General features: G+C 61.0%; 18 protein-coding genes. 1 reads left to right on the plus strand and 17 read right to left on the minus strand.

The features are described from left to right. Nucleotides 1-6: 6 nt before the first annotated feature. The 17 genes from rfbG to leuS all read right to left on the minus strand — a co-directional run bounded on the left by rfbG (nucleotide 7) and on the right by leuS (nucleotide 24,946). Entirely contained in the window at nucleotides 7-1,074 is a 1,068-nt protein-coding gene (gene rfbG / locus CLU91_RS14240; protein ID WP_100874692.1) for a CDP-glucose 4,6-dehydratase, read from the minus strand. Beyond that, entirely contained in the window at nucleotides 1,074-1,844 is a 771-nt protein-coding gene (rfbF, locus tag CLU91_RS14245; RefSeq protein WP_100874693.1) for a glucose-1-phosphate cytidylyltransferase, read from the minus strand. The genes rfbG and rfbF overlap by 1 nt, the downstream gene beginning before the upstream one ends. Nucleotides 1,845-1,903: 59 nt before the next feature. Then, nucleotides 1,904-3,124 carry a Wzz/FepE/Etk N-terminal domain-containing protein gene (locus CLU91_RS14250; RefSeq protein ID WP_100874694.1) on the minus strand — a complete coding sequence of 407 codons (1,221 nt, stop codon included), beginning with the start codon at nucleotides 3,122-3,124 and terminating at the stop codon, nucleotides 1,904-1,906. A 100-nt stretch (nucleotides 3,125-3,224) separates the two neighbouring features. Next, entirely contained in the window at nucleotides 3,225-4,985 is a 1,761-nt protein-coding gene (locus CLU91_RS14255; protein ID WP_198521333.1) for an SLBB domain-containing protein, read from the minus strand. A 172-nt stretch (nucleotides 4,986-5,157) separates the two neighbouring features. Continuing rightward, nucleotides 5,158-8,061 carry a YjbH domain-containing protein gene (locus CLU91_RS14260; protein ID WP_100874696.1) on the minus strand — a complete coding sequence of 968 codons (2,904 nt, stop codon included), beginning with the start codon at nucleotides 8,059-8,061 and terminating at the stop codon, nucleotides 5,158-5,160. A 378-nt stretch (nucleotides 8,062-8,439) separates the two neighbouring features. Beyond that, the gene (locus CLU91_RS14265) at nucleotides 8,440-9,144 is read right to left on the minus strand and encodes a DUF4197 domain-containing protein (protein ID WP_100874697.1); all 705 of its coding nucleotides are present in this window, start codon (nucleotides 9,142-9,144) and stop codon (nucleotides 8,440-8,442) included. Between the two features lie 181 nt (nucleotides 9,145-9,325). Next, complete coding sequence (locus CLU91_RS14270) at nucleotides 9,326-10,849, minus strand: SEL1-like repeat protein (protein ID WP_232730749.1); 1,524 nt, start codon at nucleotides 10,847-10,849, stop codon at nucleotides 9,326-9,328. A gap of 83 nt (nucleotides 10,850-10,932) precedes the next feature. Further along, nucleotides 10,933-13,137, minus strand: coding sequence for an EAL domain-containing response regulator (locus CLU91_RS14275; RefSeq protein WP_100874698.1), 2,205 nt, complete (start codon nucleotides 13,135-13,137; stop codon nucleotides 10,933-10,935). A 5-nt stretch (nucleotides 13,138-13,142) separates the two neighbouring features. Beyond that, nucleotides 13,143-15,296, minus strand: coding sequence for an HDOD domain-containing protein (locus CLU91_RS14280; protein ID WP_232730750.1), 2,154 nt, complete (start codon nucleotides 15,294-15,296; stop codon nucleotides 13,143-13,145). Between the two features lie 201 nt (nucleotides 15,297-15,497). After that, nucleotides 15,498-16,778, minus strand: coding sequence for a multidrug effflux MFS transporter (locus tag CLU91_RS14285; protein ID WP_198521334.1), 1,281 nt, complete (start codon nucleotides 16,776-16,778; stop codon nucleotides 15,498-15,500). Nucleotides 16,779-16,929: 151 nt separating this feature from the next. Further along, nucleotides 16,930-18,132 carry a THUMP domain-containing class I SAM-dependent RNA methyltransferase gene (locus CLU91_RS14290; RefSeq protein ID WP_439098059.1) on the minus strand — a complete coding sequence of 401 codons (1,203 nt, stop codon included), beginning with the start codon at nucleotides 18,130-18,132 and terminating at the stop codon, nucleotides 16,930-16,932. Nucleotides 18,133-18,281: 149 nt separating this feature from the next. Then, the gene (locus CLU91_RS14295) at nucleotides 18,282-18,899 is read right to left on the minus strand and encodes a 2-hydroxychromene-2-carboxylate isomerase (RefSeq protein ID WP_100874701.1); all 618 of its coding nucleotides are present in this window, start codon (nucleotides 18,897-18,899) and stop codon (nucleotides 18,282-18,284) included. A gap of 9 nt (nucleotides 18,900-18,908) precedes the next feature. Continuing rightward, nucleotides 18,909-19,346 (minus strand): CopD family protein, encoded by a 438-nt coding sequence (locus CLU91_RS14300; RefSeq protein ID WP_100874702.1) that lies wholly within the window; start codon nucleotides 19,344-19,346, stop codon nucleotides 18,909-18,911. A gap of 69 nt (nucleotides 19,347-19,415) precedes the next feature. Beyond that, a complete protein-coding gene (locus CLU91_RS14305; protein ID WP_100874703.1) occupies nucleotides 19,416-20,687 on the minus strand; it encodes a glutamate-5-semialdehyde dehydrogenase in 1,272 nt (423 codons plus the stop codon). Between the two features lie 17 nt (nucleotides 20,688-20,704). Then, nucleotides 20,705-21,721, minus strand: coding sequence for a DNA polymerase III subunit delta (gene holA, locus CLU91_RS14310; RefSeq protein ID WP_099761929.1), 1,017 nt, complete (start codon nucleotides 21,719-21,721; stop codon nucleotides 20,705-20,707). A gap of 10 nt (nucleotides 21,722-21,731) precedes the next feature. Continuing rightward, nucleotides 21,732-22,304: an LPS-assembly lipoprotein LptE gene (locus CLU91_RS14315; RefSeq protein WP_100874704.1), complete on the minus strand. Its 573-nt coding sequence runs from the start codon at nucleotides 22,302-22,304 to the stop codon at nucleotides 21,732-21,734. Between the two features lie 2 nt (nucleotides 22,305-22,306). Further along, a complete protein-coding gene (gene leuS, locus CLU91_RS14320) occupies nucleotides 22,307-24,946 on the minus strand; it encodes a leucine--tRNA ligase (RefSeq protein ID WP_100876740.1) in 2,640 nt (879 codons plus the stop codon). A 149-nt stretch (nucleotides 24,947-25,095) separates the two neighbouring features. Here leuS and CLU91_RS14325 point away from each other — a divergent pair, with 149 nt between their 5' ends. Further along, a complete protein-coding gene (locus CLU91_RS14325; RefSeq protein WP_232730751.1) occupies nucleotides 25,096-25,884 on the plus strand; it encodes a helix-turn-helix domain-containing protein in 789 nt (262 codons plus the stop codon). Nucleotides 25,885-25,893: the final 9 nt, after the last annotated feature.

Here is a 25,893-nt window from a genome sequence, read left to right on the forward strand (position 1 = left end):
AATTTGTTAGGTATTTTGATATGTCGTGATTTGTGCCTGGCTTAGCTCGCGCATATCCAGGCCCTGGTCGAAGGCCTTGTGCCATTCAACGATTTTGGTGATCGTCTGGCCGATATCCCAACGCGGATGCCAGCCCAGTTGGCCACGCGCCTTGGAGCAATCGAGTTTCAGATAAGTCGCCTCATGCGGATGGTTCTGTCCGTCGAGCGACCAGGACGCTCCGGCGCCCCACTCTTGCGTCATGCGTTCGATGATCCATTCGACCGGTTTGGCATCGGTGTCATGTGGACCGAAGTTCCAGCCTTCGGCATGCACAGGACCTTCGGTGTACAGTTTCTCCGCCAGGGTCAAATAGCCGCTCAGCGGTTCGAGCACATGCTGCCATGGTCGGATCGAGTGCGGATTGCGTATCATCACCGGCTGGCCGGCACCAATGGCGCGCAGCATGTCGGGAATCAGTCTATCCATGGCCCAATCGCCGCCACCGATGACATTGCCGGCGCGGCCGCTGCCTAGTGCAATGCCATGTTCCGCATACTTCTCGGCATTAAAAAATGAACTGCGGTAGCCGGCCGTCACCAGTTCGGCGCAGCCCTTGCTGTTGCTATAGGGGTCGTAACCGCCCATCGCTTCGTTTTCGCGGTAGCCCCATGGCCATTCGCGGTTTTCATAGCATTTGTCGCTGGTAACATTGACCACCGAACGCACGCCAGGCGTGGCACGCACGGCTTCCAGCAGATTGACCACGCCCATCACGTTGGTAGCGTACGTCTCCACAGGATTTACATACGAATAGCGCACCAGTGGCTGGGCCGCCATATGGATCACGATTTCAGGCCGCGCTTGTGCCATGGCGCGCTTCAGCGCTTCACCATCGCGCACGTCGCCGATGATGGAAACCATGCCGCGCGCCACGCGCGCCACTTCAAACAGGCTGGGGGTGGTTGGCGCTTCCAGCGCATAACCGGTCACGTCGGCGCCCAACTGCTGCAGCCAAAGACTCAGCCAGCCGCCCTTGAAGCCCGTATGGCCGGTCAGGAAAACCCGTTTGCCTTGCCAGAATGCTGCGTCCATCAGCGCACCTTCCAGGGAGCTTTACCCGATTGCCACAGCTCTTCCAGGTGCACCTTGTCGCGCAAGGTATCCATCGGTTGCCAGAAGCCTCGGTGAAAAAAGGCATCCAGCTGACCTTCGGCGGCCAGGCGTTCCAGCGGCTGCTTTTCCCAGGTGGTGCTGTCGTCCGCGATGTAATCGATGACCTTTGGCGACAACACGAAATAGCCGCCGTTGATCCACGCGCCATCACCTTGCGGCTTTTCCTGGAAACTATTGATTTTCTGGCCGTCCAAGATCAGTGCCCCGAAACGGCCCGGAGGCTGAGTCGCGGTCAGGGTAGCCAGCTTGCCGTGCGCTTTGTGGAAGGCAATCGATTCGGTGATGTTGACATCACTGACGCCGTCGCCGTAGGTGAAACAGAACGCTTCTTCGCCTTCCAGATAGCGTTTGATGCGCTTCAAGCGGCCGCCAGTCATGGTTTCGTCACCGGTATCGACCAGCGTGACTTTCCACGGTTCGGCATTGCGCGCGTGAACTTCCATTTTATTATCCTGCATGTCGAACGTTACGTCCGAGGTATGCAGAAAATAATTAGCGAAGTATTCCTTGATGACATAGCCTTTGTAGCCGCAGCAGATAATGAAATCATTCACGCCATGCGCCGAATAACTTTTCATGATATGCCAAAGGATAGGCTTGCCGCCGATTTCAACCATCGGCTTCGGTTTTGTAGATGTTTCTTCGCTAATACGGGTACCCAGTCCACCCGCCAGGATAACAGCTTTCATTTTTTCTTTCCTTACTCTTCAAAGTGCAGCCTGGAAGCCAATCCAGGTACGGCCGTCAATTAATTATTCTTGCCTCTCCATGTATTCTTCAAAACGTTCCAACGATATTGGCTACCTTCATCTTGAGTAGACCGCAGGTATACGTCACGTGTTAACGCCAGGAACAATGCCAAGAATACACCTCCAATAAATCCAAGAAAAATAATAATAATTTTTTTTGGTTTTGATTTTTTTTCTGCAGGCACTGCATTGTCGAGAATTTGTATATTGGACGATTCTTTAGCCTCATCTATTTTAGCCAATTCATACTGCTTTGACAGCAATTCAAATATAGTTTCCTGATATTTAACATTGCGTAAGCTGCGTATATATTCGATACCCACTTCAGGAATTTTCCCGGTCGGCACCATAAAATCGCCATCCTTGGATAATTTTCCTGTTTTCAGCTTTTCAAGTTGTGCCTGATATCCCTGAATTTCTCCCTGCAAGCGCAGCAGATCCGGATTATTATTCGTTGCAAAACTACGCATCGCATTGAGTTGCACTTCTTTGGCGGCAATCGTCCCTTCCAATTGGGCAACATTACGGATAATCCCCTGGACTTGCCCGTCCAGTTGCAGCATGCCGGTACTCTCTTGAGTTTTACGCAGTGCAATTTCGGCATTCGCCAAGTCGTCCTTAACCGCTACTAACTGCTTCTCAAAAAATAAACGGCGCTGTGCGGCATCGGTGATCGCAAGTCCCTTAGTCAAATTCGACAACTCACTGACAAAGGCATTAGCCAGTTCTGCCGCAAATTTTGGATCTTTATCTTCAACCAGGACGGAAATAGTACCGGCTTTATCACTGGATGCGCTGGCGATTCCGTCCAATTTTTTTCGCGCCTCATCCAGCGTTTCTACCTCGAAGCGCGTTTTCAAATCAAAATGGCTTATCACCTTGTCTGCGATGGTCCGACTTTGCAACATGGCGACATATAAATCATTAGGATTCTTCAATCCTGCAATTCCTCCGGCGGCCCCAGCCAATCCGCCAAGTTGCCCCAGCATGGCAGAGACGCCTGAACTTTGCTGCTGAGGAGGTAGAATCACAGCGGTCGATGAAAACGTCGGTTTAATCAGAAATGCAGCAGCGATTGCCAAGCCCCCCGTAATCAGCGGCACCGTGAACAATATCTTTTTTTGCCGGGCAAGCGCCGTCAATATATCCAATAGATGAATTTCATCATTATTTTTATTCGCCAGCGCACTACGCTCACTATTTTTCAATTGCTCAGACATCTTCTTCTTTCAAGTATTAACCTATCGTATTTGAAATGCCAACAAGGTTTATCTTTCTTGCGTACCCCGTACACGGAACAACCAAGTGGCAGTAATAATTTTAATTTTTCAACACTTTCAAGCCAGCCGCACCCAAACCAAACTGATAAAAGATCGATGTCCATTCCTTCAAACTCTGCATAAACGTGCTGCGATCGATTTTCTCCGGTACCACCACGGTATCGCCAGGATTCAATGCCGTGCCGCCAATGCCGCTGAACCAGCCCATACTTTGTCCACTCTGCGCAGTACCATCGGCGCGTATCACGTACATCTCGGATTTATCCGCAGTGACGGTAATACCGCCAGCTTGCTGGACATAATCGTTGACCGTGCGCTGCGGGCGGTAGACAAAGGCGTTTTGCTGGAATACCGAGCCAAGCACATCCACCGTGCCTGGGCGGCGCGGGATCAGGATGGTATCGCCATCCTGCAAGGGCAGGTCGGGAAAGTTCTTGACTTGCGTCTCCACACCAGGCAGATCGAGCACGATGCGGCCCTCGGCCTTGATGCCGCGCAGTTTTTTCACAATGCTGCGCTGTTGCTCAATTTCTGCAGCCAGTTTAGCCGCGTTAGCCTCATCGGCTGAGGCGCCCATGCGCTGGGTGGCATTCGACTCTAGGTCGCGTTCGAAACGGTCCGCCACTTCATTCAACTTGGCTTGCTGGGCACGCCGTACCGATTCGCGGTTCAACTGGGTGGCGTACAGATAGCCGTTTTCATTTGGGCCTCCCACGCGGGCGATCAACTCGCGCAGGGTTTCGCCTTTCTTCAGCAGAAAGATGCCGCTCTGTTTAGCTTCGCCCGCCACGCGCACGTATTCATTCTGGATCTGGGCCTGCACCGGCACGGCGCCCGGCGCAAATACGCGCAGCACATCGGTCGGTTTCACGGGGATACTCGCCAGCTGGGTGCTGGTGACGGTTTTGTCGGCGATCAGTTCCACCACCGTCTTGTATTGATTGTCGACGTTCTTTTCAACGATCACTTGCTTCGTTTCCGCTGCGGAATCGAAGCCGCCGGCCCAGCTCAATACATCGGCCAGGCTGGCATTGCCTTTCAATTCAAAAATGGCGGGCTGCTTCACATTGCCCGTCAAAGCCACCAGGGGACCGACTTCCGGAATGTAAATCACGTCGCCGTCGCGCAGGGTCATGTCGCTGCTCTTGTCGCCTTTGGCCAGCATGTCGTACAAGTCGAAGGTGCTGACGGTTTGTGCGCCACGCTTCAATTGGATGTTGCGCATGCTACCCGTGGCGTCCGGGCCGCCCGAGGTGAACAGGGCGTTCAACAGCGTGCTCATGGCGCTCAGGGTATAGGTACCGGGACGCACGGCGTGGCCGACCACATACACTTGCACGGCGCGCGTCTGGGCGATGCTGGCCGTCAATTCAAAGTTGGTGTAAATCTTGCCGACGGCTTTCTTCAGGTAGCCCTGCAGATCCTTGTACTGCACGCCGCTGACCTTGACGGAGCCGACGCGCGGAATGAAGATCGCGCCGCTGCGGTCGACCGTGGCGCTGACGTCGATATCGACCATGCCCCAGCCGCGCACCTGCAGCTCGTCGCCCGTGCCGATGACATAATCTTGATTGACCTGCGCTGCATCAAACGGCGCAAAGGTGGATGGCACGTCGCTGAACAGGTCCTTGCCATAAATGGCCAGGTTTTGTCCTGTGACGCCTGCCGCATAGGCTTGAAACGGCCCCACTTCGGCGGCGGCACGCTTGGCCGGACGGCTGGCGGGCGGGTTCTGCGCCTGGCGCATTTCGCCACGGCTGCGAATGGCCGGCAGGCCGCTGCCCGTCTCCATCGATTGCATTTTGGGAGTGTCACTCGCTCCAAGGTCTTGTGCAACGGCAGAACCCATTCCCATCAGGCAAGCCGAGAAAATCAGGTGTTTAACGAACGGCGAGGAAGTACGAAGTTGCTTTTTCATGCTGGTCTTTGTCTGGATGAATGATGTTGTATGAATAAAGGGCCGCCTTGTGCGCTTAATACTTGCCCTGCCAGGTCACGCTGATTTCCTTCGGTCCCGGATTGATCGACAAACCCGATTTGCTCTGGTCGCGCTGCGCGTGCCACAGCCAGCTGCCCATGGCGTAGCCGACGATGCCGCCAGCGACCGTGTCGGACACCCAGTGCTTGCGGCCAAATACGCGGCCGGCTGAACCCACGGCAGCCACGCTGTACAGCCATGGCGCGTCGTATTCCTTGGCAAACGGCGTCACGGCGGCAAAGCCGATGGCGGCATGCGCGGAAGGGAAGGATGAATTCGAACGGGAACTGCCGCTGCCGACGCGGCTCCACGTTCCGAGGTCTTCCTCCGGACGGGCGCGGCCAAACGCATATTTGCCAGCCACCGCCACGCCCGTGGCCGCAGCAACCGATTGCAGGGAAATGAGTCCCGTGTTTTGCATGCGCTCATCGCCCAGGGCGAAGGCGGCCGCCGCCGCTCCCACTGCAGCGTATGGCATGGCCTTGCCCAGCTTGTCCCAGTGGCGGTAAACCTTGGAATCTTGATGTTTCTTCACGAAACGGTCGACGGGTTTGTCGCTGAGGGCTGATGCCAGCACCACGCCACCGACCACCGCCGTCGCCTTGAGCCATTCAGGGGCGCTCGGCGTAGCCGATGCGGATTGCTCCAGGCGCGCGCGCATGGCCGGCCATGGGCTGACAAACGGCCGGTCCGGCGGATTGACGGCAGGCAGATGCTGTTCGTCCGGGCGCTCGGCAAAGTTGCCCAAGCCATCGTAGCTGTGCATGTCGGCGCGCGGGCGCTCGAGCATGTCGTACAGGTCGCCCGGCGAGGCCACCATCTGCCCCACGTCGCGCGTCCATGGCGCGATGGCGAAGCCGGCCGTCGACTGCGTGTCCATCGGCAACATGCTGTTCAAGGGCAGGGACAGGAAGATGCCACGGTCCTGGTATGGCTTCGATGGCGTGCCGGGACTGGTGATATCGTTGCCATTCGTATGCGTGTACCAGGCGCCGACTTCGATGCCGGACTGGAAGCGGCGCTTGAATTCCACGCGCACGCCCGTGTCTTTCGCCAGGAAGCGGCCGGCGCGCGCCGTGACGGTAATGTCGTGCGGCAAGCGGTAATGCAGGGAGCCGATCGCCGTCACCGTCTTGTAGTCGCGCGAGTCGAGCAAGCCCTTGAAACCACGCTGCTGCAAGGCATCGACGGCCACGTCGGCCGCCCAGCGGCTATCCTTCGGCAGGTACAGCACCTGGCCGCCCACACCGCGGAACATGTCTTCATACAGGCCGGCCGACAGGCGGGTATACACGCGCTCGGCGGGATTGTCATATTTGTTCAGCAAGACACGGCTCAACGAAAAACGTCCGCCGCGCAAATATTCCGCCACATCCGTGCGCACATGCGGCAAATTGCTGTTCGATGGCTGCTTGACGCCCGACACCGTTTCCAGCAACTGCAGGCTGGCGGCGCTGTTCAGGTACAGGCCGTCACCGAGGCGGCGATCATAGTTGGCCACGGCCGAAATCGAATAGCGGAAGGCGCCGCTCGGATCATTGAAGAAGAAGCCCACCTTGGGCGCGATTTTGAAACGATTGGCTTCCCGGTCCAGCGATTTGATTTGCACCACGTCGCCATCGACGCCGACACCGACGGCCAGCTTGCCATCGTCCTTGAGGACATCGGCTGCCTTGACGGCTGCGGGCGCGGGCACTGCCGCTGCAACGACAGGCGCAGTGGGCGTAATGGCGAGAGCCGGTGCAGCGGCCACGACGGGCGCAGGCTTGTCGAGGAATTCTTTCAGCCAGCTTTGCTGCTCATCCCGGATGACATCACTTTTCTCCGGATAGCGCAGCAGCACGACGTCGAGGAAAGCCTTGCGGTCGATCTTGCCTGCCAAATAGTCGTTCAGTTTTGGCAAATCAAAGAATTCGTAGGTGGCGACCGGCTGGTCCAGCTTGGTGTACGTTATGCGCAGGGTCGTCACGCCCTTCGGCGTGAAGGCGACGGCCGTGCGCGCGGCACGACCAACGGCGCGGCCCATGTTCGAAATACGGCTGTTGGTCAGGCTCAGGCTGAGGGTATTGCCTTCCTGCTCGACACGGATATTCTTGTAGTCCTGCTTTACCAGCGCCTTCACCAGATCGGCGCCGTACACGGCGTCGCGGTGCCATTCTTCCTTGCTCGGCAGCGGCGGTGGATTCTTGTCGTCGACGAAATACGCTGGTTCGTACACCTTGGGAACGAACTCGCGCTCGCCAAACGGAATGCTGACATAGGCGTTCAGGCTGAACTGGTCGCGGCTGCGTGCCGCTTGCAGGGCAAGCCAGCCCCAGCGGTACTCCAGGCCCACGGAGGCGCCTTTGCGGCGCTTGCCGGCAGTCGTTTCTCTGGAGCGAAAGTCGCGCACGTAATTCGTTGCATCGTATTCGGCCACCACCGACCAGCGGGGCAGCGAGGCCGGGGTCCAGCGCGCGCCGGCAAACACGCCGTCCGGGCGTTTATGCGCATAGCCCAGGCTCGCTTCGATATTCTTGCTGGCGCCAAAAGTCTTGGTGGCAACCACGTATTGCCCCTTGAACAGCTCGGTACCGAACAGATCCGTCATGCCGACGGCGACCGATGGCATCCACTGCGTTTCCGTCCACAGGCGCAATTTGCCGTCGACGACTTTATCCTTGTAGCGGCCGTAGCCACTGCCATACTCACCGGGCACATTGGTAAAACCAGGTATGCCCGTGATCGACACATAACGTCCCGTCATTTGCAGGAACGGCAGGATATCCGACGTGACCCACAACTGACCGTACGGGCTGTCGTAGCTATAGCCGACGCTGAAGGTACCGTCCGTTTCCACCACGGCGCTGGGCATATTGATATACCCGGATTGACCACCGTGATTCGGCGTCGCGGCCATCGCCGAAGGCGCGCCAAGCACCAAGCAGCCACACCAGGTATATTTAATTGATTTTCTGAGTACGCTTAACAAATCCGGCTACCTAAAATATCCTGCACCTGGAATTCCTGACGATGTCTTCAGAAAATCAATGAGCTTGGGGGGCGTGAATAAAACGAAAAAAGGCCAACCGACGGGCATCTCGCAATACCACGTATCAGTTCGCCACTAAACTCGGCACTTCCGGGCAGTTGAGCGTTGCTTAAGCATGCCCCAGGAATGTATGTCGCGGAATTTTAACATTATTTTCTTGTAGCAAATGCTTAACTTGTTTCCCTTGCGCTACACCTGTCGGTGCGGCGCAAACGCCGCCTGCGGCTTCGCAGCACGCTTCTATACTCACTTCAAACTGCCAAATACCTTGCCGATAATCTTGCTGCCATACGCGAGCGGATTACTGCGGATGGCTTTCTCTTCCTCGCCTATCATCAGATACAGGCCGTCAAGCGCCCGGTCCGTGACATAGCCTTCCACCGTCGATTGTTGCTGCGGCACCAGTCCCGTCTTGCCGATCTGGCTCATGGTGCTGTTGTATTTGCCGGCCAGGCCGGAACGGTCGGTCACGGATTTCACGATGGGCAGGAATTTGACGGCCAGCGGCGCCGAGGTCTTCTGACGGAAGAAATCCGTGACAGAAGTATCGCCACCGGACAGGATATTTTTCGCATCGGTCACGCTCATCGACTTCACCGCATCGATCAGCAAGGGCTTGGCCATGGGCACGGCCGATTCGGCGGCACGGTTCATCGCTACCACCAGATCGTCCAGTTGCTGGCCGCGGCCCGTCATTTTCAGCAAAGGCTGGGCTTGCTCCAGGATGCCTGGCAGCTTGATTTTGACCTTGTCATTGTTCAGGAAACCATTCTCGACGCCCAGTTTCGATACGGCGGCAGCGGAACCGGCTTGCAGCGCCGCTTTCAAGCCATTGCTGGCATCCTGGTTGCTGAGGGCATCGAGGGGACTGGCGACGCCTGCGCCGGACGACAGCAGCGCCAGCACGCACAGGATAGCGGCCGGACGGCCAGGGAAAGGGTTCAGGCGCATGGTTTTCCTTTTCTAAAGACTATACAGACCACCTTCTGCTGGAACATTAGCACATCAAAACTGCAAATACTGCAGCAATTTGTTGTGTCCGGGGCAAACAAGGGGGGCCGCAGATGGCGGAGGGAAAGGACTATACAGCACCTGCTGTTGTATCCGCGCACGCTAACGCCGGCGGCGCAGCTCAGCCGGCTATCGCCTCCAGATGTTCGCGCACCCGCGCCAGATCTGTCTCGCGCATGCGCGCCGCTGTCTGGCGCAAGGATTTTTCCGCACCGGCCACGCCGGCCGCCACGGCCATCGACAGCCAGATATACGCCTGCTGCAAATCGAGCGGGCCACCCTGGCCGCTGGCCGCCATCAAGCCCAGGTTCATTTGCGCCCGTGCATGACCCTGGCGCGCGGCCAGCGCGTACCAGTCCCAGGCGGCAGCATAATCCTGCGGCACATCCTGGCCATTGTCGTGCCGCAGGCCCAGCGCAAACTGGGCCAGGCTGTGGCCCTGCGCGGCGGCGCGGCAATAGCAGACACAGGCCTGCTGGCTGTCTGGCGCCGGGCCATCGTCGCGGTCGTGCAAGACGCCCTGCATGTATTGCGCCGGCGCGTAATCCTGCTCGGCAGCGCGGCGATACCACTCCAGCGCCAGCGACAGATCCTGCGGCACGCCCTGGCCATGTTCATAACGCAGGCCCAGGTCGAACTGCGCCCGCACATGTCCCTGGTCGGCCGCCTTGCGGTACCAGAAGATGGCTTCCTGCGCGTCGGCAGGCATGCCCTGTCCATGCTCATGCAGCAGCCCCAGCTGATACTGCGCTGCGGGAAAACCCTGCGCGGCCGCCTGGCGATAGAACACCTGCGCGCGGGTATAGTCCTGCGCGCCATGTTCATGGTGCAGGCCCAGGTTGTGCTGGGCCGCCGCGTGCCCCTGCCCTGCCGCCTTCACGTACCACGCCAGCGCCGCCTGTTTATCGCAGGGCACGCCCTGGCCATTGTCATAGATCAGGCCCAGGTTGAACTGCGAACTGGCGTGGCCCTGCTCCGCCGCGCGCCGGTACCAGCTGATCGCCTGCCCGCTGTCCTGCGGCAGCACGTCGCCGTTTTCATAGCGCAGCGCCAGGTTGAACTGGGCCGGCGCATAGCCCTGCTCGGCCGCCTTGCGCATCCAGGCGCTCGCCTGCTGGCGGTCCTGCCGTACGCCCTGGCCATTGTCGTAGCGCAGGCCCAGGTTGAACTGGGCGCGCGCATAGCCCTGTTCGGCCGCCTTGCGATACCAGGCGACGGCTTGCACGAAATCCTGCGGCACGCCCTTGCCATTGTCATACATCATGCCCAGATTGTTTTGCGCGCCCGCGTCGCCCTGCTCGGCCGCGCGGCTGAACCACAGCATGGCTTGCCCGCTATCTTGCGCCAGCCCCTGCCCCTTGGCATACAGCCAGCCCAGGTTGTACTGCGCCGCCGCGTAACCCTGCTCGGCCGCCTGCCGGTACCAGTGCGCGGCCTGCACAAAATCCTGCGCTACGCCCTGCCCTTTCTGGCACATCACGCCCAGGTTGTATTGCGCCTGTTCGAGCCCCTGCGCGGCAGCCAGGCCATACCAGTGCAGCGCCAGCGCATAGCTTTGTTCGATACCCTGGCCGTTGAAATACATGAAGCCCAGGCCGTGCTGGGCATGCGCATTGCCCTTCTCGGCCAGGCCTTTCAGGCGCAAATAATCAGCTGTGTAATGCGCAGCTGTGTAATGCGCAACCGTGGAATGCGCGGCCGTGGAGCGGGGAGCGGCAGGCGGCACGGTCAAGCCTCGATGGCCAGCGTCTGCGACAGCGCGGGGGCGGCATCGGCGATCAGGCGGTTCTGCTCCTGCAGCACGCCGATGAAGCTGCCCAGCGAAATGGGCCGGTGGTACAGATAGCCCTGCATCGTGGTGCAGCCCTTGTCCTGCAGGTAGCGCGCCTGGCCTTCCGTTTCCACGCCCTCAGCGATCAGGTGCAGGCCCAGGCCGCGCGCAATCGAGATGATGGCGAGGATCACGGGATAGTGTCCGTGCTCGTCGTGGATTTCCTTCACAAACGACTGGTCGATCTTGATCGTGTGGATGGGGAAGCGGTGCAGGTACGACAGCGAGGAGTAGCCGGTGCCGAAATCGTCGATGGCGACCGACACGCCCAGCTGGCACAGCTTGTTCAACTGCTCGATCGCATATTGCGGATTGCGGATGCAGATGTTTTCCGTGATTTCCACTTCGATCTTTTCCGGCGCGATGCCGTAGCGCGTCAGCGCACCGCGCATCTTTTCGAAAAAGTCGCCCCGGTCCAGGTATTGCGGCGACAAATTGAGCGACAGGCGCACGGCTTCGCCGCCGGCCGCGTTCCACTGCACCAGGTCGCGGCACAGGGCGCCCAGCATCCAGTCCGAGATCGGCAGCATCAAGCCGTTTTCCTCGGCGAACGGCAAAAATTCGCCGGCCGTCAGCAAACCGCGCTGCGGGTGGTTCCAGCGCATCAGGCCTTCGGCGCCGACGATGCGGCCCGTCATCACGTCCACCTGCGGCTGGTAATACATCTCCAGCTGGTTCAGCTCCAGGGCCTTGCGCAGGCTTTGCTCGAGCGCGATCTTCTGGTGCGACACGTCAAGCATGGACTCGTGATAAAAACTGTGGCCGTTCTTGCCCAGCGCCTTGACCTGGTACATGGCGATGTCGGCATGGCGCAGCAGCTCGTCGATGGTCTCGCCGTCACCCGGATAGATGGCGATGCCGATCGAGGCCGAAATATGCACCTGGTTGCCATCGAGGTCGAAGGGCTGGTGCAGGCATTCGAGGAATTTGTCGGCGATCAGGCGCGCATCCTGGCGGTCGCGCAGTTCCGGCAGCACGATGGTGAATTCATCGCCGCCCTGGCGCGCCAGGGTATCGCCGCGGCGCAAACAATCCTTCAGGCGCAGCGCCACCTGCTGCAGCAATTCGTCGCCCTTCACGTGGCCCAGGGTATCGTTGACCAGTTTGAAGCGATCGAGGTCGATGAACATCACGGCCAGCTCCGTCAGCTTGCGCCGCGCCTGGATCACGGCCAGGCCCAGGCGATCCTTGAACAGCATGCGGTTCGGCAGGTCCGTCAGGATGTCGTGATAGGCCTGGTAAGAGATCACTTCCTCGGCCCGTTTGCGGTCAGTGATGTCGCGCGCCACGCCATACGTGCCGAAATATTCCTGCTTCCTGGCGTCGTGACCGAGGCCGTGCATGCCGATCGAATTGAGCGGAACCGTCATCAGCGTGTTGTTGAAGGTACGGTCGCTGCCGCTGCCGCTATGGCACTTCAGGCGCAATTCCACATTGCGCGAGGCGCGCTCGTCGAGGCGGCGCTCATTGAAGGCATACCGCGCCCGCTCCTGGTCTTCATCGTGCACGAGGATGGAATAATGGCTGCCGATCAGCTCTTCGCGGCTAAAGCCCAGCAACTGCTGCACCCGGTCGTTGATGAAGGTGATGCGGCCTTCGTGGTTCAGGGTATAGATGATGTCGGGCGAGCTGTCGACCAGGTAGCGGTACATCTTTTCCGAGTTTTCCAGCTGCAGCGCGATGCGCTCGTTTTCCAGCGCCAGCTTGCGCTTTTGCAGCGCGTTCTCCACCGTCTTGAGCAGCTCCTCGCGGCTGTAGGGCTTGCGCAGATAATCGTAGGCGCCGCGCTTCAGGGCGCCGATGGCCGCCTCGATGCCGACGTCGCCGCTCATGACGATGACGTCGCCCTCGATGCCGCGCCGGTTGATGTGGTCCATGATTTCATGGCCGCTCATGTCGGGCAGGCGCAAGTCGAGCAGGATCAGGTCGAAGCGCAGTTTCGACAACTGCGCCAGCGCCTCGCTGCCGCAGGTGGCCGTGTACAGCTGGTAGCCGCGGTCCTTCAGCAATTCGTGGAGGGAAGCGAGCAGGCGGGGCTCATCGTCGACCAGCAGGATGCGCGGGCTGTTTTCCAGGTCAAATGGAATGGCGGAGGAGTTCATGAACGTTACGAAGACAGGGCGGTATTGCCTGGCGCGGGCAGCGCGGCTGCAGCGCTCGCCGGCAAGGGAAGGGGCAGCAGAATTTCAAACGAGGTACCGGACTTGCTGCTGCGGCAGCCGATCACGCCATGCAGGCGCGTGACCAGGTCATGCACGATGGACAAGCCCAGGCCGTGATGCGCCCCTTCCTTGCTGCTGCGCACAGGGGAAAACAGATTGGCCAGCACTTCCGGCGCCAGGCCGGCGCCATTATCGCTGACGCACAGTTCCAGATACAGGCGGCGGTCGCGGTTGACGTGGCCACGGTTCGCCACTTCGATGCGCCCGCCATCGGGCAGGGCTTCGACGGCGTTTTTCAGCAGGTTGAGCAGGATTTGCTTGAGCATGCCGGCATCGGCCTCCACCTCGCATGGCGCCTCCTGCATGCGCGTGACCACTTCGATCTTCGGCGGCAGGAAGTCGGTGGCGCGGAACAATCGCAGCACGTCGTCGACCACGCGCGCGCAATCGGTCACGCCGCTGGCCACCACCGGCTGCAGATCGGCCAGGCCGCCGATCAACTGCCCGACCCTGTCGATCTCTTCGTTCAGGATGGCCATCTCGCTGCTGACCGGCTCCTGTTTCTCCAGCTTGTGATCGAGCACGCTCAGATAGTTCTTGATGATCGACAGCGGGTTATTCACTTCATGCACGACGCGGCGCGAGGCGGCACGGTATTCCTCGGCCACGTGATCGAGCTGGCGCCGCGCCTGGCCGCGCGCGCCGATGGCCGTTTCCAGCGCCGTGGCGGCCTGGTTGGCATACGCGCGCAGGAAACCGTCGCGCTTCTGGCAAGCGGCAATCTGCCACGCCGCCACGCCGCCGATCAGCACCCCAAGGCTGCGCTGGCCCGCCACCAAAGGCACGCAGACCAGGCTATCGGTACCAAGAATGCGGAACAGCTGCTCCTCGACGATGCCCAGCGCCGGCATGTCGCGTTTTAAAAAGGCCAGCTGGCACTCCAGCGCGGCGGCGGCCAGGGGCCCGCCCTTGGCCAGCGGGATCGAGAAGCCGGCCAGGCGCTGCTGATGTTCGCCCGCCGCCACGCCGACGAGCGCATGGCCGGTGGGGTTTTGCAGCAGGATGACGGCGGTGTCGAAATCGAACAGGATGCGCGCCGAGCGCGTGATGGCCTCCAACAGGCTGCTCTCGCCCTGCTGGCGGGCGAAGGTCTGGCCCACTTCGGATACCAGCACCATATTGCGCACTTCGTCGGACAGGCGCTGCTGCACCGGATCGACGGCTGGCGGCGCATACGCGGGCGGGGTGGCGATATCGTCCGCGCCGGCCAGGTCGATGCCCAGGTGCTGAGCCGTCTGCTGCACCTGGCGCGCGACGCTGCCGGCCAGGTTTTCCAGTTCCTCCAGCTCCAGCGCGCAGAATTGCGCCGCCTGCGCAATCGATTCCGCATCGTCGGCATGGCAGCACAGCAGGTGCGCCAGGCGCACGATGCGGATCAAGGGATGACTGGCCTCCAGGCGCGCCAGCGGCTCATGGTGATACAGCACGCTGTCGGCCAGGAAGGAATCGAGCTGCCAGCGCTCGATCAGCCAGGCGCCCGCTTCGGCATGCGTGATCTGCAAGGTGCGCTGCTCCACCGCGCACAGGGCGGCATCGTCGCGCGCCGTGAAATTGAATGCGTATTCCTTCGGCGCCGTGGCCAGCAAGGCCAGGCGGCCCACGTTGTGCAGCAAGCCCGCCAGATACGCTTCCTCGGCGTGCGGATAGGCCATGGCCTTGGCCAGCGCGCGCGCCATGACGGCGGCCGACAGCGAGCTTTTCCAGAAGGCGCGCAAATCCGTGCTGCCGGAATGGGGAAAGCTGTTAAAAGTCTGGAACACGGATTCGCTGATGACCAGGGTCTTGATCATGTCCGTGCCCAGCGACACGAGCGACTGTTCCAGGCTGACGACCTTGCCCTGGCGATGGTAGGCCGAGCTGTTGGCCACGCCCAGGATCTTGCTGCTCATGCCCGCATCCTTGGCGATCAGGGCGGCCAGCTCCGGCATGCCGGCATCGTCGGCCTGCAGGTGGGCGATCAGTTTGATGAGGATCTGCGGCATGGCCGGCAGGCGGGCAATCAGCAGGCGATTGCGAATATCTTGATCAGATTGTTGCATCGTATCAGGCATTGCCGGTTCGAAAAGGATGAGCGCTCAGCAGCAAAGCGCGGCCACGTCCAGAGCAATCCTCCACTCCTGTAGCCCAAAAACAAACTGCCTGAGAGGATGCCGGGGAAAAGTCATCTTATCATAGCATCCCATATTAATTGCAATATAGAAAATTAAGTTGAAATAAATCCAGCGTTCTGTAGTGGAAACTTATGCCTTGAAGGAACCCAGCAAACGGTGGCGGAAGCGCCGCGAAACCAGCCACATGGCCAGCGCCAGCGCTGTAAACGCCAGCTGGCCCGAGGCCAGCCACAGCACGGAACCGGACAGCAGGGGCGAGATCACGCCGGCCACCACGGCACCGAGCAAGGTGCTGGCGAACGACTGGCACGAGGCGACAGTGCCGCGGATATGCGGGAACAGGTCCAGCGCCAGCAGGGTCGCGCCCGGCCCCACCAGCGACATGCCGAAGGTGTAGAAGAACAGGGGCAGCACCGACCAGGGCAAGGATGGCGGCAGGAACAGGTGATACACGACGTTGACGCTGGCGGCGCACAGCAGGAAGGCAAAGCCGATGCCGATCTGGCGCGCGAACGTGACCCTGCCAGCGATGCGGTTGGCCGCCGCGGCACCCATGAAGATGCCGCTCACGCAGGGAATGAACAGCCAGGCGAATTGCGATGGCCCCAGGCCCAGCTGCTTGGGCAGCATTTCCGGCGCGGCCGTGATGAACAGGAACAGGCCCGCGAAATTGAGGGCGACGATGCCGGCCTTGATGTGGAACAGGGGCGAGCGCAGGATCTGGCCATAGCTCGACGCGAGAAAACGGGGATTGAAGGGCTGGCGCTTTTCCATCGGCAGGGTTTCGGGCAGGCGCCAGTAGCAGAACGCCAGCAGCACCACCGTGTACAAGGCGAGGAACAGGAAAATCGAGCGCCAGTCGAACCAGATGACGATCCAGCCGCCAAGAATCGGCGCCACGGCCGGGGCGATGGAAAAGATCATCGTCACCAGCGACAGCAACCGCGCCGCCGCCGCATCGGCATACAGGTCGCGGATGATGGCGCGGCTGATCACCACCCCGGCGCCGGCCGACACGCCCTGCAGGATGCGGAAGAACCACAGGTAGTGCACCGTGTGCGCCGAGGCGCAGCCGAGCGAGCCGATGGCAAACATCAGCAGCGATACCAGCACCACGTTGCGCCGGCCAAAGGTGTCCGAGATCGCGCCATGCCACAGCACCATGCCGGCAAAGGCCAGCATGTAGAACGTCAGCGACTGCTGCACTTCCAGCGGCGAGGCCTGCAGCGAACCCTGGATCGCGCCAAACGCGGGCAGATAGGTGTCGATCGACAAAGGCCCCAGCATCGACAAGCCCGCCAGCAGCATGGCCAGCGCACCGCGGCTCAGCGGCGCCATGTGGCTCGGGGTGGGAGGCGGAACGGGCGTGACCGGGTCGGGCGGCACACTTGCCGGAGGGATGGGAAACATGATGGATCCAGGGTGACACGTTCGGCTTTCTCAGCTGCCAAAATATCTGAGAAAACCGTAGCGAGCGGAAGTGAATTGTGGCCGAGAGCGCAACCGTACTTTAGTACGGTGAGCACCGCAGGCCGCAAGTCACGACGCGCAGTAGGTTTAATCAGATATTTTTGGGTTTGGCTTCTTCGCGGCGGTTGTAACCGGCGACCATGTCAAAGCGGAACAAGCGGCATTCCAGCGCGCCGTTGAAGAATGGCGTCTTGCGCGCTTCTTTCAGGCGCAGCAGCTTGGGCAAGCCCAGGTCGGCCGTGAAGAGGAACACGGTCCAGCCGGCGAAGCGCTGCTTCAGGGTCGTGCCCATGGCCGAATAGAAGGACGTCGACAGTTCATCTTCCGGGATGGTGCTGTCGCCGCGCACGCCGATACGCTCGCCGTACGGCGGGTTGGTCAGCATGATGCCCGGCACGTCGCTTGGCGGCTTGACTTCCTGTGCCTCGATCTGTTTCAGCGGTACGTCAAAACGCACGCCGGCGCAGCGCAGGTTATGGCGCGTCATGGCGACCATGTCGCCCGAGATGTCGCTGCCGAAAATCGTCGGTTCAGCCGGCAGCGGATTGACCTTGATGGCGTTTTTCATGGCATTCCACGGCGCCGGATCGAAGTCGTGGAAGTTTTCAAACGCGAACTGGCGCGAGGCGCCCGGAGGTATCCCCTGCAGCATCTGCGCCGCTTCGGCCAGGATGGTGCCGGAACCGCACATCGGGTCGAACAGCACCATGCCCGGCTTCCAGCCCGACACGCGCAGCAGGCCGGCGGCCAGGTTTTCGCGCAGCGGCGCGTCGCCCGTCTCTTCGCGCCAGCCGCGCTTGAACAGGGCTTCGCCCGAGGTGTCGAGATACACGGTGAACGTGTGCGCGTCGAGGAAGCCGACGATGCGCATGTCCGGCGTCTTGGTGTTGACCGATGGACGCTCGTTGAACTGGTCGCGGAAGCGGTCGCAGATCGCATCCTTGATTTTCAGGGTAGTGAACTCCAGGCTGCGCAGCGGTGATTTCACGGCCGTAACGTCGACGCGAATCGTGTGGTGCACGCCGAACCAGTCTTCCCAGGATTGCGCCAGGGTCAGGTCATAGATATCGTTTTCCGTCTTGTAGCCGGAATGGGCCATGCGCATCAGCACGCGCGAAGCGATGCGCGAATGCAGGTTGATGCGGTAGGAATCGAGCAGGTCGCCCGAGCAGTGTACGCCGCCCGGTACTTGGTTGTGGACCTTCATGGTCGCACTATCCTGGGCGATCTCGCCCAGTTCCTCGGCCAGCGCCGCTTCCATGCCGCGCGGGCATGGGCAAAAATATGAAGCCATGGTGTACCTTTTATCCGTTGAAAAACAATTAACTAAAAATCCTGCATATCACGTAGGTCGGCTTAGCCCGCCAGGGCGTAAGCCGACGTGCGCTGCCGACTGAGCTTGTCGGATTACGCGCGGGGCGCTAATCCGACCTACATCCTTTGTTATTTTGCGTCCAGCGCGCGCTCGACAAAATCGAGGCGGTCCTGGCCCCAGTACCCTTCGCCATCGACGATGTACCACGGCGAACCGAAGACGCTGGCGGCGGTGGCCGCTTCCGTGTTGGCGTCGTATTCGGCCTGCACGCTGGCCGTCTCCGACGTTTTCAGCAACTGGCGGCCATCAAAACCAGCGTCAAGCGCGATCTGCACCAGCGTTTCCTCGTCGCCGATGTTGCGCTCCTCGGCCCACAGGCCGCGCATGATGGCGTGCGCCAGGTTCAGCGACGCTTCCACGCCGTGCGCCAGGCGCGTGGCGATGATCAGCTTGGCCGAGGCTTCCGGCGACACGGGGAAGAACTTCGGCTGCAAGGTCAAGGGCACTTGCAAAAAGGCCGACCAGCGCGCCAGTTCGGCCAGACGATACGCCTGGCGCTGCGGCGCGCGCTTGGCCAGCGGCAAGCCGCCCGAGACGCTGAAAACCTTGCCCAGGTCGAAGGGGCGCACGTCGATCTGTGCACCCGTTTTCGCGGCGATGGCCATCAGGCGCGCGTGACCGAGGTAGGTCCATGGCGAGTGAGGCGCAAAAAAATACTGCACGACTTTGTTCTGGCTTGCACTCATCTCGACTCCTTAGAAAGGCTTGACCACGACCAGCACGACGACCGCCAGCAGCATCACCACCGGCACTTCATTAAACCAGCGGAACCAGGTGTGGCTGCGTTTGTTGACGCCATTTTCAAACTTGCGCAGGATGGCGCCGCACGCGTGGTGATAGCCGAGCAGCAGCACCACGAACGTCAGCTTGGCGTGCATCCAGCCCGGCATCTTCACGCGGCCTTCGCCGCCGCCGTACAGCATCCACATCAAGGCCAGCCCCAGCACCATGGCCGGCAGTGCCAGCAGCGACATGAAACGGTACAGCTTGCGCGCCATCAGCAGCAAACGCTCGGTGGCGACTGTTTCCGTCTCCATCGCCAGATTCACGAAGATGCGCGGCAAATAAAACAGGCCGGCGAACCACGATATGACGAAGATGATGTGGAAGGCTTTGGTCCAGAGAAAGAGCATGGGGTTCCCAGTGTCAGAGGTGGAGAAAAATGCGAGCGCGGGCCGCCTTGTGGGCAGCCCGCGAAGAGACTATTTGCGGACTTCGCCGTGGCCAAAGACCACGTACTTGAGCGAGGTCAGGCCTTCCAGTCCTACCGGGCCGCGCGCATGCAGCTTGTCGTTCGAGATGCCGATTTCGGCGCCCAGGCCATATTCAAAACCGTCGGCAAAACGCGTCGACGCGTTCACCATCACCGAGGCGGAATCGACTTCGCGCAGGAAGCGCAGCGCATCGCTGTAGTCTTCCGTGATGATCGATTCCGTGTGCTTCGATGAATACTGGTTGATGTGATCCATCGCTTCATCGATGCCGTCGACCACCTTCACCGACAGGATCGCCGCCAGGTATTCGGTGGACCAGTCTTCCTCGGTGGCGGGCACCAGGTGCGGGTAAGCAGCGGCGGCCAGGATCGCATGGCTTTCCGGATCGGCGCGCAGTTCCACCTGCTTGGTCAAATACAGTTCGGCCAGCTGCGGCAGCACGGTGGCGGCGACGGCGCGCGACACCAGCAAAGTTTCCATGGTGTTGCAGGTGCCGTAGCGGTGGCACTTCGCGTTGAAGCCGATATCGATCGCCTTTTTGAGATCGGCCTTGGCGTCGATGTAGACGTGGCAAATGCCGTCGAGGTGCTTGATCATCGGCACGGTGGCCTCTGCCATCAGGCGCGCGATCAAGCCCTTGCCGCCGCGCGGCACGATGACGTCCACATACTGCGGCATGGTGATCAGCGCGCCGACGGCGGCGCGGTCGGTGGTGTCGATCACTTGCACGGCATCGGCCGGCAAGCCTGCTCCCAGCAAGCCTTCCGCCACCAGCCTGGCCAGCGCGCGGTTGCAGTGGATCGCTTCCGAGCCGCCGCGCAGAATCGTCGCGTTGCCGCTCTTGATGCACAGGCCGGCCGCGTCCACCGTCACGTTCGGACGCGCTTCATAGATGATGCCGATGACGCCCAGCGGCACGCGCATCTGCCCCACCTGGATGCCCGTCGGGCGGAACTTCATGTTCGAGATTTCGCCGATCGGATCGGCCAGCGAGACGATTTGCGTCAAGCCTTCGACCATGGTGGCAATCGCCGCATCGGACAGGGTCAAACGGTCCAGCATGGCCGGCGCCAGGCCGGCGGCAGCGGCCGCATCGAGGTCGCGCTGGTTGGCCGCGCGCAGCAGGTCTGCATCGCGCACGATGGCGGCGGCGATCAGGCTCAAGGCGCGGTTGCGCGTGGCGCTGTCGGCACGCGCCATGGCGCGCGAAGCGGCGCGCGCGCGCGTGCCCACGTCCTGCATATATTCTGTGATGTCCATGCTCGTATCCATAAAAGTTAACCCTTGGCGATCTTCAGGCCCAGCTGCAGCATGGCGTCCCAGGCGTCGCCCGCGTAGCCCTTGGCGCGCAAGCCCTTGATCATCTTATCCACCTGCGCCGCCTGCTGCAGCGCCGCTTCCAGCACGGGCAGCGAAATGCGCCGCAGGGCCGGTTCCATCATCCGCTCGCGCGGTCCCCAGATGCGGTATTCCTTCAGCAGCGCGCCCAATGGGCGCCCTTGCGCCATGCCGGCCTTCAATTTTAACAGCGTGCGGATTTCCTCGGAAACGGCCCATAACACCAGCGGCAGCGCCTCGCCCTCGCCTTTCAAGCCTTCAAGCATGCGCACCAGGCGCGCCGGGTCGCCAGCCAGCATGGCTTCGGACAGCTTGAAGACATCATAGCGGGCCACGTTCAGCACCGCGTCCTGCACTTGTTCGTACGTCAGCTTGCCCGCGGCATGCAGCAAACCCAGTTTCTGGATCTCCTGGTGCGCCGCCAGCAAATTGCCTTCCACCCGCTCGGCGATGAAGTCGATGCTGGCCCGTTCGGCGCTTTGTCCCTGCGCGGCCAGGCGCTGCGATATCCAGGCCGGCAACTGCGCCCGTTCCACGTTTGGAATCTCGATATACACGGCCGCCTGCTGCAGGCTGGCGACCCAGGCCGCCTTCTGCGTGGCCCAGTCCAGCTTGGGCAGGGTGATGAGGGTCAGGTTGTCGGGACTGAGATTTTTCGCATAGCTTTGCAGCGCCGCGCCGCCATCCTTGCCCGGCTTGCCGGTGGGGATGCGCAGCTCGATCAGTTTTTTATCGCCGAACAGCGACAGCTCCTGGTTCGCCGCCAGCAGTTCGCCCCACTTGAAACTGCGCTCCACCGTCAGTACGTCGCGTTCGGAAAACCCTTGTGCGCGCGCCGCGCGGCGGATCTTGTCGGCCGCTTCCAGCGCCAGCAAGTGCTCGTCGCTGGTGATCACATACAGCTGCGCCAGCGGCTTGGCCACATGCCCGTCGAGCGCGTCTATCCGCAATTGCATGGCGACCCCGTTACTGCTGCGGGGCTGCCGGCGCGACCGACATGGCCGGCAGCACCGGCTTGATGGCGGCCAGGCGGCGCATGATCTGCTGCACCAGGTCGTTGCGCATGTCGCGGTACAGCGCCGCTTCTTCCGTTTCCTTGGCCAGCACCTGCGACTCGTCGAAGGTAATCGGACGCACCAGGATGATGGTGGTCGGTGCCAGCAACTGGTTGCCGGCCTTGTCCAGCACGCGGAAATTGATCGAATAGCCAAGTTGATACTCTTGTACGCGGCCATTTTTGTTCAGCGACAAAATGGTCTTGGTACGATTCCTCTCAGGGTCGTTGAGCACTTCAAGGACGGCGTCGGCGCCATCCTTGGTGCTCACCACCTCCGTGCTGCCGATGGCGCGGATATAGCGCTTCAGGCCGATCGCCAGCGGCGACGTGTCGGGCAAGCCGATGTACATCGTCGCGAACGGCAGCATGAAACTGCCGTTCGAACCGCGCAAATGAAAGCCGCAGGCCGACAGCAAAACAGTCAGGCCCAACGCCAGCACGGCACGGCGGCCCAACAGCGATACGTGAGAGGAAGTCGTCATGATTACACCACGATGCTGATTAACTTGCCTGGCACGACGATGATCTTCTTCGGCGTGGTCTCGACATACTTCTGCACACTTTCGCACGCCAGCGCAGCCGCTTCGATGCTGGCCTTGTCCGCATCCTTGGCCACCGTGATCGAGCCGCGCAGCTTGCCGTTCACCTGGATCATCATCTCGATCTCGGACTGTTCCAATGCGGCCGGGTCGACTTGCGGCCAGGCGACGTTGAGCAGGTCGCCGTGTACGCCAGCGTAACCGAGTTCCTGCCACAGCACGTGGGTGATGTGCGGCGCGACAGGATTGAGCAAACGCAGGAAGATGGAGAAGCCTTCGGCGATCAGCGCCTTCGACTGCGCGCTGTCGTCCAGCTTGGCCGATTCCAGCGTGTTGAGCATCTTCATGCAGGCGGACACGACGGTGTTGTACTGGATGCGCTTCAAGTCGTAATCGGCTTGCTGCAGCAGCTTGTGCAATTCACGGCGCAGGTTTTTCTGCGCGTCGCCCGTGGCAGGAGCGGCGCCGCCAGCCAGCGCAGCCTGGATCGTTGCCGACTGGGCGTAGCCGAAGTTCCACACGCGGCGCAGGAAGCGGTTCGCGCCTTCGACGCCGCTGCCTGACCATTCCAGCGTCTGTTCCGGCGGCGAGGCGAACATGGTAAACAGGCGGGCCGTGTCGGCGCCATATTGTTCGATCTGCGCTTGCGGGTCGATGCCGTTGTTCTTCGACTTCGACATTTTTTCCGTGCCGCCGATTTCCACCGGCTGGCCGTCGGCCACCAGGACGGCGCTTTGCGGACGGCCCTTGTCATCGAGCGACAGGCGCACGTCGTCCGGGTTGAACCAGGTGGTCTTGCCCACCGCGTCCTTGCGATAATATGTTTCGTTCAGCACCATGCCCTGCGTCAGCAGGTTGACGAATGGCTCGTCGAACTTGACCAGGCCGAAATCGCGCATGATCTTGGTCCAGAAGCGCGCGTACAGCAAGTGCATGACGGCGTGTTCGATGCCGCCGATGTACTGGTCCATCGGCATCCAGTAATCGTTGCGCGCGTCGACCATGGCGTCGTTCGAGCCTGGCGAGGTATAGCGCATGTAATACCACGACGAATCGACGAAGGTATCCATGGTGTCCGTCTCGCGGCGCGCCGGCTTGCCGCATTGCGGGCAGTCGCACTGCAAAAAGGCTTCATATTTGTTCAGCGGATTGCCCGTGCCGTCCGGCACGCAGTCTTCCGGCAGCACCACCGGCAAGTCTTTTTCCGGCACCGGCACCACGCCGCAGTCAAGGCAATGGATCATCGGGATAGGCGTGCCCCAGTAGCGCTGGCGCGAAATGCCCCAGTCGCGCAGGCGGAACGTGGTTTTCTTTTCGCCCAGGCCAAGTTCCGCCAGGTCGGCGGCCACCGCATCGACGGCGGACGCGAAATGCAGGCCGTCGTATTTGCCGGAGGCGACGCAGACGCCGTCCTTGCTGCCATACGATTCCTGCCAGGCGTCCGTCGAAAATTCCTGGCCCTTGACTTCGATCACTTGCTTGATCGGCAGATTGTATTTCTTGGCAAAACCGAAATCGCGTTCGTCGTGCGCTGGCACGCCCATCACGGCGCCATCGCCGTAGGTGATCAGGACGTAGTTGCCGACCCACACTTCCACTTGCGCGCCCGTCAACGGATGGGTGACGAACAGGCCGGTCGGCATGCCCTTCTTCTCCATCGTTGCCATGTCCGCTTCGATCACGGAACCGAGCTTGCATTCGGCGTTGAAGGCGGCCAGCGCAGGATTGCTTTGCGCGGCGTGGAGGGCCAGCGGGTGCTCGGCGGCCACGGCGCAGAAGGTCACGCCCATCACCGTGTCAGGACGCGTGGTAAACACATACAGCTTGCCGTCGCCGATCAGGGCGCCTTCGGCATCCGCGATGGTGTGCGGGAACGCGAAGCGCACGCCCGTCGACTTGCCGATCCAGTTGGTCTGCATGGTGCGCACGCGCTCGGGCCAGCCCGGCAGCTTGTCATCGACATACGCCAGCAATTCTTCCGCGTAGTCGGTGATGCGCGCGTAGTACATGGGGATTTCGCGCTTCTCGATCAGCGCGCCCGAACGCCAGCCGCGGCCATCGACGACTTGTTCGTTGGCCAGCACGGTCTGGTCGATCGGGTCCCAGTTCACGGTACCGGTCTTCTTGTAGATGATGCCTTTTTCCAGCATCTTGAGGAACATCCACTGGTTCCATTTGTAGTATTCAGGCTTGCAGGCCGTCATTTCGCGCGACCAGTCGATGGCCAGGCCCATCGATTCCATCTGCTGCTTCATGTGGGCGATGTTCGAATACGTCCATTGCGCGGGCGGCACATTGTTGGCCATGGCCGCGTTTTCCGCCGGCATGCCGAACGCATCCCAGCCCATCGGCATGAGCACGTTGTAGCCGTTCATGCGCAGGTAGCGGTACATCACATCATTGATCGTATAGTTGCGTACGTGACCCATGTGCAGCTTGCCCGAAGGGTAAGGCAGCATCGAGCAGGCAAAATACTTGCCTTTAGGGAAACGTGGGTCGTGTTCGACGGCTTTATAGGCGTCGATCGCCTTCCAGTGCGATTGGGCGGCTTGTTCGACGTCGGCGGGACTATATTTATCTTGCATGATGATGTGCGACCAGCGTGGCCCGGCCAATAGTGGATATGAACCGAGCATTATACTGGTTGTCGCCGCCCGATAGCGCGGCGCGCTGGCGGCCCGGGCCGGCATTTTTTGGCCGGCGCGCAATTCTGCTGTGTAATATATGCACAATCTTGTTTTTTGCCCCAACGCCGGCCATGATCGTCTACCAAGAATATCCGCCCATCCCCGCCCTGCGGCCCTGGCTCGATTGCGTCTGGACCTGCCGCGTGCAGACGGGCGCCACGCCCGTCACGCACCAGGTTTTGCCCGACAATTGCATCGACATCCTGTGCCAGGACCAGCAGGACGCCAGCTTTGCCGTCGGCATGATGACGGCGCCGATTGCCGTCGTCAGCCACGGCCTCGTGCAGACGGTGGCAGCCCGCTTCAAGCCGGGCGCGGCGGCGCGCTTCTTCCAGCTGCCCCTGTGCGAACTGAGCGATGGCCGCACGGGCTTGCAACAGCTGTGGGGCCGCGACTTGGCGGCACGCCTCGGCGACGCGCTATGGAGCGAACCCTTGAGCAATGCGCAAAAAGTTTCTGTTTTGCAAGATTGTCTGCTGCTGCGCCTGCGCACCGCGCCGCCACGGCGCCAGGCCGGTGCGGCCGACCACGCCATCGCGGCCATCGAACGCGCTTGCGGCCAGGTGCGCGTGGAGGGACTGGCCACGCAGCTGGGCGTGTCGCGCCAGCACCTGGCGCAGCAATTTCGCCAGCACGTCGGCATCAGCCCGAAGCTGTTTGCCCGCATCTGCCGCTTTCGCGCCGCCAGCGCCGGCATGCAACGCCTGGCGGGACAGCAGGACTGGGCGCAAGTCGCCTTGCAATATGGCTATTTCGACCAGTCGCACCTGATCCACGACTTCCAGGACTTCGCCCGCAGCTCGCCCGAGGCGTGGCTGGCGGGCCGGCGCACTTGAATACCTTCC

Source organism: Janthinobacterium sp. 64 (assembly GCF_002813325.1).
GTDB lineage: Bacteria > Pseudomonadota > Gammaproteobacteria > Burkholderiales > Burkholderiaceae_D > Janthinobacterium.

Coding starts and splice junctions, on each gene's coding strand:
- rfbG (WP_100874692.1), bottom strand. CDS start 1,074: ATGGACGCAGCATTCTGGCAAGGCAAACGGGTTTTCCTGACCGGCCAT.
- rfbF (WP_100874693.1), bottom strand. CDS start 1,844: ATGAAAGCTGTTATCCTGGCGGGTGGACTGGGTACCCGTATTAGCGAA.
- CLU91_RS14250 (WP_100874694.1), bottom strand. CDS start 3,124: ATGTCTGAGCAATTGAAAAATAGTGAGCGTAGTGCGCTGGCGAATAAA.
- CLU91_RS14255 (WP_198521333.1), bottom strand. CDS start 4,985: ATGCAATCGATGGAGACGGGCAGCGGCCTGCCGGCCATTCGCAGCCGT.
- CLU91_RS14260 (WP_100874696.1), bottom strand. CDS start 8,061: ATGGCCGCGACGCCGAATCACGGTGGTCAATCCGGGTATATCAATATG.
- CLU91_RS14265 (WP_100874697.1), bottom strand. CDS start 9,144: ATGCGCCTGAACCCTTTCCCTGGCCGTCCGGCCGCTATCCTGTGCGTG.
- CLU91_RS14275 (WP_100874698.1), bottom strand. CDS start 13,137: ATGAACTCCTCCGCCATTCCATTTGACCTGGAAAACAGCCCGCGCATC.
- CLU91_RS14280 (WP_232730750.1), bottom strand. CDS start 15,296: ATGCAACAATCTGATCAAGATATTCGCAATCGCCTGCTGATTGCCCGC.
- CLU91_RS14285 (WP_198521334.1), bottom strand. CDS start 16,778: ATGTTTCCCATCCCTCCGGCAAGTGTGCCGCCCGACCCGGTCACGCCC.
- CLU91_RS14290 (WP_439098059.1), bottom strand. CDS start 18,132: ATGGCTTCATATTTTTGCCCATGCCCGCGCGGCATGGAAGCGGCGCTG.
- CLU91_RS14295 (WP_100874701.1), bottom strand. CDS start 18,899: ATGAGTGCAAGCCAGAACAAAGTCGTGCAGTATTTTTTTGCGCCTCAC.
- CLU91_RS14300 (WP_100874702.1), bottom strand. CDS start 19,346: ATGCTCTTTCTCTGGACCAAAGCCTTCCACATCATCTTCGTCATATCG.
- CLU91_RS14305 (WP_100874703.1), bottom strand. CDS start 20,687: ATGGACATCACAGAATATATGCAGGACGTGGGCACGCGCGCGCGCGCC.
- holA (WP_099761929.1), bottom strand. CDS start 21,721: ATGCAATTGCGGATAGACGCGCTCGACGGGCATGTGGCCAAGCCGCTG.
- CLU91_RS14315 (WP_100874704.1), bottom strand. CDS start 22,304: ATGACGACTTCCTCTCACGTATCGCTGTTGGGCCGCCGTGCCGTGCTG.
- leuS (WP_100876740.1), bottom strand. CDS start 24,946: ATGCAAGATAAATATAGTCCCGCCGACGTCGAACAAGCCGCCCAATCG.